This is a genomic window from Cystobacter fuscus (genome assembly GCF_002305875.1).
Classification (GTDB): Bacteria; Myxococcota; Myxococcia; order Myxococcales; family Myxococcaceae; genus Cystobacter; species Cystobacter fuscus_A.
Genome location: NZ_CP022098.1, coordinates 7792943 through 7806460 on the forward strand (window position 1 = coordinate 7792943; position 13518 = coordinate 7806460).

The following is a 13518-nucleotide window of genomic DNA, read 5'->3' on the forward strand; positions in this document are numbered from 1 at the left end:
GGTTCAGACCTCCTCTTCGCGAACGACGAGTGAACGGCCCGGCTGCTGCCCCGGGAGCACATCTCCCTCGAGGGTGTACTTCCGCGTGTAGCCACGGGGCGTCACCATGTAGCCCTCGAAGAAGAAGGTGTGGGAGTTGCCCACGATGACCGTGGTCAACATGCCGATCTCGTAGTCGAGGAAGTGATCCAGGTCGGTCATCACCACCTTCTCCGCCTCGCGGTAGGCGCCCTTCACCAGCGCCACCGGGGTGGAGCCCTCGCGGTAGCGGCGGATGATGGAGTGGGCCTCCACGATCTGCCGGGTGCGCCGCCCGCTCGCGGGGTTGTAGAGCGAGATGACGAAGTCGGACGACGCGGCGGCCTCGATGCGTTTGGCGATGACGGCCCACGGCGTGAGCAGATCCGACAGGGAGATGGTGCAGCTGTCGTGGACCAGCGGAGCACCCACGCGCGAGGCGCAGGAGTTGGCCGCGGTGATGCCGGGCACCAGGTTGAGCGTGGGTGCATCCCCGCGCTTCCAACCGATCTCCCGCAACACCTCGAAGACGAGCCCCGCCATGCCGTAGACGCCCGCATCCCCGGAGGAGACGAGCGCCACGTTGGCACCGGCCCGGGCGCGTTCCACCGCGGCGCGGGCGCGGCCGATCTCCTCCGTCATGCCCGTCTGCACCACTTCCTTGCCCTCGAGGAGGTGGCGCACGAGCTTGATATAGGTGCGGTAGCCCACCACCACCTGGGCATCGCGGATGGCCTCCAGGGCGGCGGGGGTGGCGTGAGCGCCATCGCCCGGCCCGATGCCAACGACGGACAGGATTCCTCCCTCAGCCATGGACGAGCTCCTTTCGAGGGGAATGGGGAATGCGCGCGACGGCGAACGTCATGGAGCGTCCGGCGCCGGGCTCGGTGTAGATCTGCTTGCGGACGAGCAACTCGGAGGCTCCGGAGGCGAGCAACGCCGAGGGCTCGGCCACCCCCCGGGTGCCCACGTGCTTCTTCACCGTCTCCGACGGCGTGGGCACGGGCACCGCGTCCAGCTCGGCGGCCGGGTACGTCTGGAGCGCCCAGCCATGCTTCTGGCACAACGCCAGCAGCGCGGGCTCATCGGCCTTCAAGTCCACGGTGGCCACCGCCTTCACCGAGGCGGGAGACAGCAGGGCCTGGGCGAGCATCTGGGCCACGCCCCGCTCCACCAGTTCCTCCGGGGTGCCCCGGTCACAGCCGATGCCCAACACCAGACTGCGGGGCCGGTAGATGACGGCCTTCTCCCACTGGGAGCGGTGCGTCTCGCGGATGTCGCGATCGGTGGCGATGAGGAGCATCTCCCACGCCGCCGGGTCCACCCCATCGAGGGTACGCGTGTACCGCACGCCCGGAGGTAGCGGCTTGTCTTCCGGCCACCAGGAGGGCTCGCCCGCCTCCTGGACGAAGAGCACCGGAGCCTCGTTCACCACGGCGGCGCAGCCACGGGTGACGTTGCGCTCCAGATCATCCAGTCGCCAGCCCAGCTCCCGTCCGAGGATGTCCACCGTGAGGGTGCCCCGCACATCCGAGGCGGTGGTGACCACCGGGGTGGCGCCGAGCACGCTGGCCACCCGCTCGGTGAAGGCATTGCCCCGGCCCACGTGTCCCGACAGCACGCAGATGGAGAAGCGCGCGGCGTCATCGACGCACACCACCGCCGGGTCCACCTTCTTGTCCTCGAGCAGCGGGGCGATCATCCGCACCACCGCGCCCACGCTGATGATGAAGATGTGGCAGTCGTAGGCGGTGAAGGTGCGCGACAGGGTGGGCCCCATGGGCAGGGGCATCGGCAGGGCACCCGCGGGAGCCTTGGCCATGAGCTTCTCGGAGACATACAGCTCCGCGCCCGGCAGCCCCGAGAGGAGCCGCTGGGCGATGCCCAGCCCGTGCAGGGTGATGGCGTAGACGGCGTAGGGCTTGCGTGCCGGGGGGAGGCTCACCGGGCCACCTCCGCCGCCTGGGCGAAGCGGCCGGCGAGCACGCCGCTGCGATCCTTCTTCGCCACCATCACCATGGAGAAGTAGTCGCACTTGTCATTGCGGATGCTGCGCAGGTCACGCACCACCTTCTCCTGCCCGGTGGAGGCCCGCGACACGTAGACGGCGCGCTCGAGCAACCCCTCGCGCTCGAGCGCCTCCACCACCTGCGGCATGACCGAGCTCACCTTCATCAGCAGCACGGTGTCGAAGTCGCGCAGCACGCGGGTGAGGTCCTCCACCCCGTAGGTGGCCGGCAGGACGGCGATGCGCTCCTGCCCATCCGCCACGGGCACCTGCACCGCCGCGGGCACGGCGGTGATCGAGGAGACGGCGGGCACCACCTCGGTGCGCGTCCCGGGGAAGCGCTGGGGGACCTCGGCCAGCAGGTAGATGAAGGTGCTGTAGACGAGCGGATCCCCTTCCGTGATGAAGGCCACCTTCTTGCCCGCGGCCAGGCGAGGAGCCAGTTGCGCGTAGGCCTCCTCCCAGGCGGGCCGCAGCCGCTCGGGATCCTTCGTCATCGGGAAGGTGAGGAAGAGCCGCTCCTGACCGGGCACCTCGCCCACGTTCTCCTTGGCGATGCGCCAGGCGAGCGACTCGTCATAGACGGAGCGCCGGGGAATGGCGATGACGTCCGCCGCGCGGAGCGTGTTCACCGCCCGGAGCGTCATCAGATCCGGCGCCCCCGGCCCCACTCCCACGCCAATCAACACGCCACTCATGTTGCTTCTCCCTGTGCTGCCGCCGGCCGGGTGGCCGCGAAGATGTGGATGGGGTTCTGCGCCTCGTAACGCAGGTAGTGCGCGAGCGGCTCGCCGCGAGACACGTTGAGCATCGTCACGTCCGGAGTGATTCCGTACGAGCGGAAGGCCGCGTAGGCCTCGGCCACGTTGTCCAGGGTGATGGCGTTGACCACCAGCCGGCCGCCCTCGCGCAGGCGGTTGAAGGCCACGTCGATGATGTCGCGCATGCTGCCCTTGCTGCCGCCGACGAAGACGGCGTCCGGCGCATCCAGTCCCTCGAGGGCCTCCGGGGCGCGCCCCGCGATGACGCGCACGTTGTCCACCCCATGGGCGAGCGCGTTTTCCCGGCACAAGCTCACGCCCTCCGGGTCCACCTCGATGGCGAAGACCCTCCCCTTGGGAGCGAGCATCGCCGCCTCGATGCCCACCGAGCCCGAGCCCGCGCCGATGTCCCACACCACGCTGTCGGGACGGATCTCCAGCTGGGCCAGGGACAGCAGACGCACCTCGCGCTTGGTGATGAGCCCCTTCTTGGGCATGCGCTTGGCGAAGGCGTCCTCGTGGAGGAAGGACATGCGCGGCGGTGGGCGCCAGCTCGGATCCGTGCGCAGGAGGACGAGGACGTTGAGGGGCCCGATGTCCGTGCACTCCGCGAGCGCGTCCAGCGAGAAGCAGCGGATGCGCTCCTCCGGGTTGCCGAGGCTCTCGCAGACCCAGGCCGTGAAGCCGCGCACGCCGTGCTCCAGGAGGTGGCGGGCCAGCGCCGGGGGCGAGTTCTCACCATCGGTGAGCAGGGCCACCTTGGCCAGCAGGCGCAGCCGCGTGCACAACCCCTCGCGCGGGCGGCCGTGCACGGAGATGATCTCGGCATCGTCCCACGACACGCCGATGCGTCCGAAGGCGAGCTGCACCGAGGACGGATGGGGAATGAACTCCACGTGCTCGGCCCCTACCCTCCGGGCGACCTGCGCGCCGATGCCGAAGAAGAGCGGATCTCCCGAGGCGAGCACGCACACCTGGTTCTCCAGGGCGAGCTCGGCCACCCGCTCCAGCGTCGGGCCGATGCCTCCACTGAAGGAGAGGCGCTCTCCGGAGAACTGGGGGAAGAACTCCAGGTGACGCTTGCCGCCGACCAGCACCCGGGCCTGCGCCACCGCGTTGGCCGCGCGCGCCGACAAACCCAGACAACCGTCGTCTCCGATGCCCACCACCACCACCGGCTTCATGCCTTCACCCCATCCGCGCTGAGCATCAGCAGCGCGTGGATGATGGACACGGCGATGGTGCTGCCTCCCTTGCGGCCACGCACCGCGATGTGCGGCACGGACAACTCGAGCACCGCCTCCTTGGACTCCGCCGCCGACACGAAGCCCACCGGCACACCGATCACCAGCGCCGGACGAGCCCCCTCCTCCTTCACCAGCCGGGCCACCTCCAGGAGCGCGGTGGGCGCGTTGCCCACCGCCACGATGGCGCCATTGAGCAGTCCCAGCCGATGCGCCTTGCGCATGGACTCGATGGCCCGGGTGGAGCCCGCCTCGCGCGCCGCGGCGATGACGTCCTCATCCGAGATGAAGCAGTGCGTCCGGCAGCCATAGGAGGCGAGTCGCTCCTCGTTGAGGCCGGCGAGGATCATCTTCACGTCGGCCAGCACCGGGCTGCCGGCACGCAGGGCGCGGATGCCCTCGGCGATGGCATCGGGCGAGAAGCGGGCCAGCTCCTTGAACTCGAAGTCCGCGGTGGCGTGGATGATGCGCCGCACCACCTGCCACTCGCCCGGCGAGTAGGAATGCGGACCGGCCTCGTTGTCGATGATGGAAAAGCTCTCGTCTTCGATGCGACGCCCGAGCGTCGTCATCTGACGCATGTCGTTCATGCCGCGTGTCTCCTCTCGGGGTATTGCCCGAGCAAGGTGCCGTTGAAATCCACGAGGACGGCGCGAACCTCGAGCGGTCCCCCCGCGTGACGGGTGCACTGCTCGACGACGCGCTGGCACACCAGTCCGGTGATGTGGGTGAGGCCGTTGGCCGCGCACAGCTCGAGCACGTGGCGGGCGGTGTTGGCGCCCCGGATGTTGGCCACCAGTGTCTCCGGTGCTCCCGCCTCGGCGGCCAGGGTGGCCAGCAGCTCCATGTTCACCTCGGAGCCGGCCGCGTGCGTCTGCATGCGCCCATCGGCCATCTTGGACAGCTTGCCCATCATCCCCACGATGTGGACGCACGCCGCCTGGCGCCGGGCGGCATGGCGGATGGCCACGCCGATGAAGTCGCCCACCTGGATGAAGGTCTCCTCCGGCAGGTGGGGCAAGAGGCCCATGGCGTACTTCTCCGACTTGCCTCCCGTGGTGAAGACGAGCTCGGTGTTGCCGCGCGTGCGCGCCACGTCGATGGCCTGCACCACGCTCGCCTTGTAGGCGGACGTGGAATACGGCCGGACGATGCCGCTGGTGCCGAGGATGGAGATGCCGCCGAGGATGCCCAGGCGCGCGTTGAGCGTCTGCAGGGCCATCTCCTCGCCCCGGGGGACGTGGAGGGTGACGATGGCGCCCCGCCCCTCGGGCAGCTCCTCCAGCACCATGTCGGTGATGTTGCGGCGCGGCACCGGGTTGATGGCCGGACTGCCCACCTCGAGCCCCAGCCCCTCCTTGGTGACGATCCCCACGCCCTCGCCCCGCTCGAGCACCACCCGGCCGTCGTCGTCCGTCAACCGCACCTCGGCGACCATCTCCGCGCCGTGGGTGCAGTCCGGATCATCCCCGGCGTCCTTGATGACGCTGCACAGGGCCTTCTCCCCGTCCGACTCGCAGCGGTGCAGGGCGAACGTCACCGGCTGCCGGTTGGGCAGCGTCGTCTCCACGTGGGTGAGACGCTCGCCGCGCACCAGCACGCGAGTGGCCGCCTTGGCGGCCGCGGCGGCACAGGCCCCGGTGGTGAAACCGGTGCGTGAGCCGCGCTTGTCCCGGGGCGGAGGTGCCTCGCTCATCCCGCGGCCTTCTTCGAGGGATTGTTGAAGAAGAACTCCATCCGGATGGCCTCCATCGCCAGTCCGGACTCCACCAGGGCCTGCCGCAGCGGGCTCAACACCGCCCCATCCCCGACGAGGTAGACGCGCTCGGGCACATGGGCTCGCGCGGCCTCCAGGGCCAGCGCCTGGATGTGCGCGATGCGTTCCGGATGACCCGGCGGCGGGCAATCCCGGTGCTGGAAGTGGCAGCCCAGCGCCTCCACCTCCTCGCGGGCCTTGTCGGCGGGCAGGAACACCGTGGGCGACTCGGAGAACCACAGCAGCCGGGTCCGCTCGCGCTGCGGGGCGAAGGCGCGGCCGTGCACCAGCCCCAGCGCGGCGGTGATGCCGCTGTCGGTGGCCACCACCAGCGTGCTCCGGGGCGTGGAGTCATCCGGAAGGAAGCTGCCCCACGGTCCGCTGAACGGCAGCTCCGCGCCCACCGGGGCCTCGTGCAACATCGCCGAGCCGGGGCCCCCGGCGAGCCGGTAGACACAGATGCGGAAGGTGCGCTGGTCCGCGTCGCTCGACACCAGCGAGTAGGCGCGCTTGTGCGCCTTGCCATCGGCGCGCGGCACGCCGGTGTTGAAGATGAGGTACTGGCCCCCGGTGAAGCCGAGTTCCTCCTCGCCCTGAAGTTGCAGGTGGAGGAGCCTCCCGCGCTCGCCCACGGGCGCGGAGGAGAGGATGCGAGCGGTGCGGGAGACGGCCATGGTGCTAGTCCCTCGGGTAGATTTCGTGGGTGAAGTCGTGCACCTCCTCGAGGTCACGCCACAGCCGCTGGAGGGACTCGTTCTGGCGCCGCAGCTCCAGCTCCACCGACTTGGTCAGCACGAGCAGCGAGCGCAGGTAGGGCATCTTCGGATCATCCGCCCGGGTCGTGGAGACCTTCTCCTGCAGTTCCACCAGGGAGGCATCGAAGAAGCGCAGCATGTTCGCCATGTCGCGCGCCTGCATCAGCGAGCGCACCGGCCCTGGCTTCTCCGCCGCACTGCCCAGCTCGGCCAGCTCGTGCTGCCGCTCGGCGTCGTCTTCCACGCCCAGGATGTTCATCAGCGACAACCGCAACGCCGCCAGTTCATGACAGGCCATGTGTGTTCTCCTCGCTACTGCATGATGTTGTCGACCAGACGGGACACGAGGCGATCACCCACCAGGTGCTCTTCCACGAGCTCCCGGGCATCCGCCTCCGTGACGCCGCGATACCAGATGCCATCCGGGTAGACGGCCACGGTGGGCCCCTCGCCACAGCGGCCCATGCAGGCCGTCCGGGTGATGCGCACCGTGCGCCCCTTGCCCACTTCCTTGAGCTTGCGGCGCAGCGCCTCGATCAGCGCCACGCTGCCGCGCTCGGCGCAGTCGGCGTTGCCGCAGACCAGCACGTGCTTCTCCATGGCGCGGTGGGCGTGCGGATGGGGCGCCGCCTGGGTGTGCGTCTCCCGGTGGCGGATGCTCCAGAGCAGCGCCTTGAGGCCTCCGACGTTCTCCTGGAGGCCCGTGAGCGGCACGCGGTACTGGCAGCCATCGCACGGCAGCGGCACCCCGCCCGCGAGGGCCTCCTCGATGCGCCGGTCCACGTGCTGGACGAGCGGCGACATGCTGCCATCCGCCAGGTGTGGTGCCACCTCGGCGCGCAACCAGGGATAGCGCTCGGCGAAGAGGGCCACCTGGGCGTGGATCTTCTGCAACAGCACCCCGGAGAAGAGCAGGTAGGGCGCCACCAGGATGCGCTCCGGTCGGGCCCGGGCCACCCACTCCAGCGCCTCCTCCAGCGAGGGCTTCGCGATGCCGACGAAGGCCGGCTGCACCTGGGCGAAGCCCCTGCCCTCCGCGTAGAGGCGGGTCAGCTTGCAGAAGTCACCGTTGGCGTCTGGATCCGACGAGCCACGCCCCAGCATCACCACCACCATGCGCGCCGCCTCCTGGGGGGAGAGCGGTCCGGTGCGGGCCTGGGTGCGCTCGAAGGCCAGTTGCGCGAGATCCGGATGGACGCCAAAGGCCTTCACCGCGAGGAAGCGCACGCCCGGGTGATTCTTGCGCGCCGTGGCGAGCGCCAGCGGAATGTCGTTCTTCACGTGCTTCGCCGTGAAGAGGAAGAGCGGGACGACGAGCACCTCCGGCACCTCGGAGGCGATGGCATCCAGCGCCTCGGGGAGGGCCGGCTCGGTGAGCTCCACGAAGCCCAGGCCCACGCGCCGCTCCGGATGGGCCTCGCGGTAGGCGTCCACGAAGCGGTGCACCTCCGCGATGGCCTGCGCGTCGCGGCTGCCATGTCCGACGAAGAGGATGCCGTGGTTGGAACGAGGGGTGCTCACGGGTGCACTTCCTGGCTTGTGGGGACGAGGAGAGGAAGGAGGCGCCGGGCGGCCTCGGCGACCGTGAGGGGCGGGGCTTCCCCCGACTCGGGAAGGAAGGGCGCGAGTTGGGCCCACAACTCGGCGACGGCCGGTGCGCGCAGATGCGCCCGCGCCAGCAGCGCCGCGTCCCGGAAGACCTCCGCGGGAGGACCGAAGGCGAGCAATCGCCCCTCGCCGAGAACGGCCGCCCGGTCGGCGAAGAAGGGCACTTCGTCGGTGGCATGGGTGGAGACGATCAGCGCCACGTCGCGCTCGCGCGCCAGACGCCGCAGCAGGGCCGCCGTCTCGCGCTCTCCCACCGGATCCAACCCGGCGGTGGGCTCATCGAGCAGCAACACCGCCGGATGCATCGCCAGCACGCCCGCCAGACAGGCCCGCTTCTTCTCCCCGAAGCTGAGCGCCTCGATGGGGCGCTCCGCCAGGTGCGCCAGGCCGGTGGCGGCGAGCGCCTCGTCCACCCGGGCCCGCACCGCGTCCGGAGCGAGCCCCTGATGCATCGGACCGATGGCCACGTCCTCCCCGACCGTGGTGCCGAACAACTGGTCATCCGGATTCTGGAAGGCGAGCGCCAGGCCCGCTTCGGTCCGGGCCACCGCTCCGCGCGGAGCCACCTGTCCGCGCAGCCACACCTTGCCGGCGCGCTCCGGCACCAGCCCCGCGATGCCGCGCAGCAGCGTCGTCTTGCCGCACCCGTTGGCGCCGAGCAACGCGACCACCTCTCCCGACCGCACCTCGAGGGACAGGCCGGAGAGGATGGCGGGGCCGCCGGGGGTTCCCACCGAGAGCGCCTCGAGTGCGAGCGCCGCCTTCACGGCCGCTCTCCCGGGGGTGGGAGGTGGGCACCACGGCAGCCCCGGGCGGCCATCGCCTCGGCGGTGGCGTGGGCCTGATCGAAGGCGCGGACCAGGGTGAGCCCACCGAGCGCCCCGAGCGAATGCACGCCGCGGCGCACGCCCCGGTAGCCGAGGCGGAGGATCTGGGCCTCGCGCGCGGTGTGGGCCGCCCGCTCGAGGACCGTGGCGTAGCGCACCGCGAGCGCGAGCACCTCGGCGAGCGGGGCCGGCACCCGCCAGGCGCGCAGCGCCCCCACCAGCGCCCAGGGCGGAGTGAGCGCGATGAGGAGGCCGAAGACGGTGGCTCCCGCGGCGACCCGCGTCCCCAGCACCAGCCCGAGTCTCCAGGCTCCGCTCGCCTCCGGCCGCAGCAATCCGTGCAAGGCCCAGAGCGCCAGACCCGAGAAGAGCGCCACCCCGAGGCGACGCAGCAACACCCCCGCCCGCTCGCCCACCGCGAGCGAGGCGAGCAGGGCCAGCGCCGCCACCGTCGAGGCGGTATGCGGCGCGGGCCCGGCGAGCGCCACCAGCAGAGAGAGCAACGCGCCCCCCAGCTTGAGGCGGGCATCCAGCCCGGCCACCCGCTCGCGAAGGGCCGCGCGGCTCACGCCCGCTCTCCCGTCTCGACGAACAGGGAGCGGTAGAGGTAGCCGAGGAAGAAGCCCCCCACGAGCCCGGCACACAGGAAGGCGAAGAGGAGGACATCCCCCTCCAGCGGAATCAGTGGCGGATGGGGGGAACGTCCCGCGGCCTCGACGAACGGGAGCACGACGTGCTCGTCGACACCCGGCCAGCCCGAGGCCTCGGCGAGGAGCGGCTTCATGGCGTGGCGGGTGCGGCGGGAAGCGCGTGGAACTTCAGGAGGGCGGGCCGGCGGCGGGAGATGAAGACGACGGCGCCGGCGGTGAAGGCCCCCTCGAGCAGTCCGAGCGGAAGCTGGGTGGGGAGGAAGGAGAGCAGCAGGGTGCCCAGCGTGGAGCCCAGCGGTTGGGCGCCGTGCAGCGCCGAGGCCAGCTCGAAGGACGTCATGGCGTAGGTGGCCCAATCCGACAACATGCCCGCGGCGAAGGCCGCCACCCCGAGCGAGGCGCGCACCGAGCGCAGTGCGTGGAAGATGGCATAGCCGACGAAGCCGCCCACCACGCCCATGGACCAGATGTCGGCGCCCAGGGTGGTGAGCCCCCCGTGGGCGAGGAAGAGCGCTTGCAGCAGCAGCGCCACGAACGTCACCAGCACGGTCATCACCGGACCGATGAGCACGGCGGCGAGCCCCGTGCCACACGGGTGCGAGCAGGTGCCGATGATGGGAACCGGCACGGGCATGCAGGAGACGACGAAGACCGCGGCGGCGAGCATCGCCACGAAGGGCGAATAGAGCGGGCTCTGCGCCATGCGCTGGCGCAACCGCGTGACGCCCAGCGCGAGCAGTGGCAGCACGGAAAGCGTCCAGCCCGCGGCCCACCCGAAGGGAAGGATGCCTTCCGCCAGGTGCATGGCATGCGCGGGATGAGGCAGCAGCAACAGGACGAGTGCCGCGAGCCCCGCGCTCGGAGGGAGAGGCGCTGATTGGAGACAGGCCTGGACGCAATGCCGGAGGACGGCACCACACCCACGCCCGGAGAAACCCGGCATGGCAACCTCGCTCTCAATCCACGGAGAGATGGGTCGAACAGCCCTGGGTAGGTCTCCTGGCTCGTGGGTTCAGAGCGCCTGACGGCGTTCCGCGCCACCTCCACCTTCCCCGACGAATCGAGTGGTGACTTCGGAGGTAGCTCCCCACTTACAGTGGCGGGTCCGCGCCGGACTCACACCGGCTTCCCCGTTATGCCCTTGCTAGCGGGCACCCCTGGCTAATGGAATCAAATTGTCGGGGCCAAGTATCGGAGGCGGCGCGCTTCTGTCAACGGAATGCGCTCGCGCCTACCCCTCGGCACTCCGCCACCGGTTCTCCCAGATCAGCTCTTCCAGCGGCCGGCGTGAGTCCCAGCCTTCCAGCTCCAGCATCGGCCGCTCATAGAAGGCCTCGACATGGCCCAGGCACAGGATGGCGATGGGCTCACTACCCGTTGGTGCTCCCAACAACTCCGCCAGCCGGGTGGGCTCGAAGAGCGACACCCAACCCATGCCAATCCCCTCGGCCCTCGCGGCGAGCCAGAGGTTCTGGATGGCGCAACTGGCGGAGGCGAGGTCCATGTTCGGCAGGGTGCGCCTGCCAAACACGTAGCGCTCGCGTTGCTCCATCAGCGCCACGACCCAGAGCTCGGGACATTCCTTGATGCCCTCGACCTTGAGGCGCATGAACTCCTCGCCCCGCGGGCCCAGCGCCTCGGCGGTACGCGCGCGCTCCTGCTCGACCAGTTCCGCGATGTCACCGCGCAGCCTTGCATCCGTGATGCGAATGAACCGCCACGGCTGCATGAAGCCGACGCTCGGCCCGAGATGCGCCGCATGGAGCAGCCGCGCCATGATCTCCTGATCGATGGGATCGGACCGGAAGTGGCGCATGTCCCGGCGTTCGCTGATCGCTCGGTAGACAGCTTCTCGCTCCGCGGGAGAAAAGCGGTGTTTCGTCATGGATCGTCGAGCCCCTGGCAAGCCCTCTCTCGAGTCGCTCCATACCACCGCTCGCCCTGCCCGGCGGCTCAGCCGAACGTCAGGTTCATCAACTTCACGACGGGCTCGTCCCCGTGGAAGTCGATGATGTTCACCGCCGAGTACCCCTGCTCCAGCCGGAACAGGTGGGCGTCCGGCAAGCCCAGCGCCTCGGCCAGCAGCGTCCGGTTCACGCCGCCGTGCGAGACCAGCACGAACGTCTCTCCCGAGTGCCGCGAGCGCAGCGCCCGGGCCGCCGACGACACCCGCTCGCGCAGCTCCGGGTAGCTCTCTCCCTCCGGGAAGCGCACCCGCGTGGGCCGTGCCATCCACTCCGCGAACACCTCGGGGTAGCGCTTCTCCACCTCCGCATACGTGAGGCCCTCGCAGAGACCGAAGTCGAGTTCCTGGAACGCCGCCTCCGTGTCCACCGCCATCCCCTTGAGCTGCGCCAGCGGGGCCGCGCTCTCCACCGCGCGCCGGAGTGGACTCGCGTAGACGCGTGACAGGGGCGCCTCGGCCAGGAAACGCGCGGCGTGCTCGGCCTGCACCCGGCCCGAGGAGGACAGCCCCACGTCCAGCCGCCCGTAACACCGGCCCCGCGCCTCCTCCACCGGCTGCCCGTGCCGCACCAGCACCATGCGCGTCACGCCCTTCGACAGTCGCCAGTCCATTGCACACCTCGTTCGCACCCGGTTCGCCGCCAGGCCAACTGTATGCCATTGAAGCGGGCCCGCCCAACCCGCATGCGCTGGAGGGACAACCCCAGGCCACGGTACTCGCACACTGGCTGGCGGTGCGGCAAGCAGCTACTCCAGGCAATCAAATACATGAGCCAGCGGGGGCGCAGCCGGCGGGGGACCGAGGTGCTGGCACGCAGGGTGAGCATCTACGGTATCGCGTTATGAGACAGGGCTGATACACTCTTCCACCGCATGGGGACAGTGTTTCCCCCCACCGCGGGGGACCAGGAGACGTGCGGGGCCTTGCCCTGGACGTCCCCCCCTGAATTGGCCAGCAGCGCTGCTCGATCAAGGAGTCGTTCCATGAGTGAAGTCCAGTACACGGCAGAAGGCGTTGGCCGCTATTACGATGTGATGGCTCAGTTTTATCAAACGGTCTGGGGCGACAGCATCCACATGGGGTTCTGGCCCGACCCCACCGATGCGACCGTCTCGATGTCCCAGGCCCAGAAGAACTTCACCGACCTCATGATCTCGCACATGGGGCTTCAGCCAGGCCAACGCGCGTTGGATGTGGGCTGTGGCACGGGCCGACCCGCCATTCAGCTGGCCCGCGCCACCAACACGCATGTCACCGCCATCAGCATCAGCCAATCGCAGATCGCCACCGCCACCGGATATGCCCGCGAGAGCGGTGTGGCACCACGAGCACAGGCGCAAGGGACGGGCGCGGGCTCCGCGAACGCGACGGATGACGCCCCCACGGCGCGGTTCGAGTTGGTGGACGCGATGGCCATGCCCTACCGCGACGGAACGTTTGATGCCGCCTGGGCATTCGAGTCCATCTTCCACATGCCCTCGCGGCTACAGGTGTTTCGTGAAATGGCCCGCGTCGTGCGCCCCGGCGGGCGCGTCGTCGTGGCGGACTTCGTGACGCTGCGCCCCCTCACCTCCGAGGAGAGCGCGATCGCGTATCCAGCCTTCGCGGCGAACGACCTGGCCTCGCTGGAGGACTACGTCCGCGATCTGAAACAGGTTGGCCTTACGAATATCAGCTGCCGGGATGTGACGGCGAATACCTTCCGGCCAAGCAACCGGGCGACGTACAGGGAACTCCAAACGGAAGCCGCGCTGGGGCAGCTCCGGAAGGCGTATGGCCACGAACAGGCCGACGCGTTCCGCAACGGGTGGAGTGCCATTGAGAAGGTCAACGAGACACTGGGCTACGTCCTGATTCAGGCCGACAAGCCGTAGCCGCCCGCATGGGGAGGTCTGGCTGCGCCCTCGTCAGGCGCAGCCAGGCGG

16 protein-coding genes and 1 riboswitch are annotated in these 13518 nt (G+C 69.9%); of the genes, 1 reads left to right on the forward strand and 15 read right to left on the reverse strand.

The genetic code is table 11. The features are described 5' to 3' along the window. Positions 1-3: 3 nt before the first annotated feature. The 15 genes from cobJ to CYFUS_RS31570 form a co-directional block, all read right to left on the reverse strand. Complete coding sequence (cobJ, locus tag CYFUS_RS31500) at positions 4-831, reverse strand: precorrin-3B C(17)-methyltransferase (protein ID WP_095988587.1); 828 nt, start codon at positions 829-831, stop codon at positions 4-6. Continuing rightward, positions 824-1963 (reverse strand): cobalt-precorrin 5A hydrolase, encoded by a 1140-nt coding sequence (locus tag CYFUS_RS31505; RefSeq protein WP_095988588.1) that lies wholly within the window; start codon positions 1961-1963, stop codon positions 824-826. The genes cobJ and CYFUS_RS31505 overlap by 8 nt, the downstream gene beginning before the upstream one ends. Then, complete coding sequence (cobI, locus tag CYFUS_RS31510; RefSeq protein ID WP_095988589.1) at positions 1960-2724, reverse strand: precorrin-2 C(20)-methyltransferase; 765 nt, start codon at positions 2722-2724, stop codon at positions 1960-1962. Before cobI ends, CYFUS_RS31505 begins: the two co-directional genes overlap by 4 nt. Beyond that, the gene (gene cbiE / locus CYFUS_RS31515) at positions 2721-3971 is read right to left on the reverse strand and encodes a precorrin-6y C5,15-methyltransferase (decarboxylating) subunit CbiE (protein ID WP_095988590.1); all 1251 of its coding nucleotides are present in this window, start codon (positions 3969-3971) and stop codon (positions 2721-2723) included. Before cbiE ends, cobI begins: the two co-directional genes overlap by 4 nt. Next, a complete protein-coding gene (locus CYFUS_RS31520; RefSeq protein ID WP_002628304.1) occupies positions 3968-4621 on the reverse strand; it encodes a precorrin-8X methylmutase in 654 nt (217 codons plus the stop codon). The genes cbiE and CYFUS_RS31520 overlap by 4 nt, the downstream gene beginning before the upstream one ends. Continuing rightward, positions 4618-5727, reverse strand: coding sequence for a cobalt-precorrin-5B (C(1))-methyltransferase (locus tag CYFUS_RS31525; RefSeq protein WP_095988591.1), 1110 nt, complete (start codon positions 5725-5727; stop codon positions 4618-4620). The genes CYFUS_RS31520 and CYFUS_RS31525 overlap by 4 nt, the downstream gene beginning before the upstream one ends. Beyond that, positions 5724-6461, reverse strand: coding sequence for an FAD-dependent oxidoreductase (locus CYFUS_RS31530; protein WP_095988592.1), 738 nt, complete (start codon positions 6459-6461; stop codon positions 5724-5726). Before CYFUS_RS31530 ends, CYFUS_RS31525 begins: the two co-directional genes overlap by 4 nt. A 4-nt stretch (positions 6462-6465) precedes the next feature. Beyond that, positions 6466-6840, reverse strand: a complete 375-nt coding sequence (locus CYFUS_RS31535; protein ID WP_095988593.1) for a DUF3209 family protein — start codon at positions 6838-6840, stop codon at positions 6466-6468. Between the two features lie 14 nt (positions 6841-6854). Next, a complete protein-coding gene (locus CYFUS_RS31540) occupies positions 6855-8063 on the reverse strand; it encodes a CbiX/SirB N-terminal domain-containing protein (protein ID WP_095988594.1) in 1209 nt (402 codons plus the stop codon). Beyond that, on the reverse strand, positions 8060-8917 hold the full coding sequence (locus CYFUS_RS31545) for an energy-coupling factor ABC transporter ATP-binding protein (RefSeq protein ID WP_232536929.1): 858 nt from the start codon (positions 8915-8917) through the stop codon (positions 8060-8062). The genes CYFUS_RS31540 and CYFUS_RS31545 overlap by 4 nt, the downstream gene beginning before the upstream one ends. After that, the gene (locus CYFUS_RS31550; RefSeq protein ID WP_157758779.1) at positions 8914-9546 is read right to left on the reverse strand and encodes a CbiQ family ECF transporter T component; all 633 of its coding nucleotides are present in this window, start codon (positions 9544-9546) and stop codon (positions 8914-8916) included. The genes CYFUS_RS31545 and CYFUS_RS31550 overlap by 4 nt, the downstream gene beginning before the upstream one ends. Further along, on the reverse strand, positions 9543-9761 hold the full coding sequence (locus tag CYFUS_RS31555; RefSeq protein ID WP_095988596.1) for a hypothetical protein: 219 nt from the start codon (positions 9759-9761) through the stop codon (positions 9543-9545). The genes CYFUS_RS31550 and CYFUS_RS31555 overlap by 4 nt, the downstream gene beginning before the upstream one ends. Next, positions 9758-10570: an energy-coupling factor ABC transporter permease gene (locus tag CYFUS_RS31560; protein WP_232536930.1), complete on the reverse strand. Its 813-nt coding sequence runs from the start codon at positions 10568-10570 to the stop codon at positions 9758-9760. The genes CYFUS_RS31555 and CYFUS_RS31560 overlap by 4 nt, the downstream gene beginning before the upstream one ends. A 28-nt stretch (positions 10571-10598) precedes the next feature. Further along, a riboswitch (cobalamin riboswitch) is annotated at positions 10599-10802 on the reverse strand. A 56-nt stretch (positions 10803-10858) separates the two neighbouring features. Further along, positions 10859-11512 carry a 5,6-dimethylbenzimidazole synthase gene (gene bluB / locus CYFUS_RS31565; protein ID WP_095988597.1) on the reverse strand — a complete coding sequence of 218 codons (654 nt, stop codon included), beginning with the start codon at positions 11510-11512 and terminating at the stop codon, positions 10859-10861. Positions 11513-11580: 68 nt separating this feature from the next. Beyond that, positions 11581-12204, reverse strand: coding sequence for a histidine phosphatase family protein (locus CYFUS_RS31570; RefSeq protein ID WP_095988598.1), 624 nt, complete (start codon positions 12202-12204; stop codon positions 11581-11583). A gap of 372 nt (positions 12205-12576) precedes the next feature. Here CYFUS_RS31570 and CYFUS_RS31575 point away from each other — a divergent pair, with 372 nt between their 5' ends. Further along, on the forward strand, positions 12577-13467 hold the full coding sequence (locus tag CYFUS_RS31575; RefSeq protein WP_157758780.1) for a methyltransferase domain-containing protein: 891 nt from the start codon (positions 12577-12579) through the stop codon (positions 13465-13467). Positions 13468-13518: the final 51 nt, after the last annotated feature.

Bases quoted from the DNA above. Each gene is read 5' to 3' on its own strand.
- cobJ (WP_095988587.1), bottom strand. From the start codon at position 831: ATGGCTGAGGGAGGAATCCTGTCCGTCGTTGGCATCGGGCCGGGCGAT.
- cobI (WP_095988589.1), bottom strand. From the start codon at position 2,724: ATGAGTGGCGTGTTGATTGGCGTGGGAGTGGGGCCGGGGGCGCCGGAT.
- cbiE (WP_095988590.1), bottom strand. From the start codon at position 3,971: ATGAAGCCGGTGGTGGTGGTGGGCATCGGAGACGACGGTTGTCTGGGT.
- CYFUS_RS31520 (WP_002628304.1), bottom strand. From the start codon at position 4,621: ATGAACGACATGCGTCAGATGACGACGCTCGGGCGTCGCATCGAAGAC.
- CYFUS_RS31525 (WP_095988591.1), bottom strand. From the start codon at position 5,727: ATGAGCGAGGCACCTCCGCCCCGGGACAAGCGCGGCTCACGCACCGGT.
- CYFUS_RS31530 (WP_095988592.1), bottom strand. From the start codon at position 6,461: ATGGCCGTCTCCCGCACCGCTCGCATCCTCTCCTCCGCGCCCGTGGGC.
- CYFUS_RS31535 (WP_095988593.1), bottom strand. From the start codon at position 6,840: ATGGCCTGTCATGAACTGGCGGCGTTGCGGTTGTCGCTGATGAACATC.
- CYFUS_RS31555 (WP_095988596.1), bottom strand. From the start codon at position 9,761: ATGAAGCCGCTCCTCGCCGAGGCCTCGGGCTGGCCGGGTGTCGACGAG.
- CYFUS_RS31560 (WP_232536930.1), bottom strand. From the start codon at position 10,570: ATGCCGGGTTTCTCCGGGCGTGGGTGTGGTGCCGTCCTCCGGCATTGC.
- bluB (WP_095988597.1), bottom strand. From the start codon at position 11,512: ATGACGAAACACCGCTTTTCTCCCGCGGAGCGAGAAGCTGTCTACCGA.
- CYFUS_RS31570 (WP_095988598.1), bottom strand. From the start codon at position 12,204: ATGGACTGGCGACTGTCGAAGGGCGTGACGCGCATGGTGCTGGTGCGG.
- CYFUS_RS31575 (WP_157758780.1), top strand. From the start codon at position 12,577: ATGAGTGAAGTCCAGTACACGGCAGAAGGCGTTGGCCGCTATTACGAT.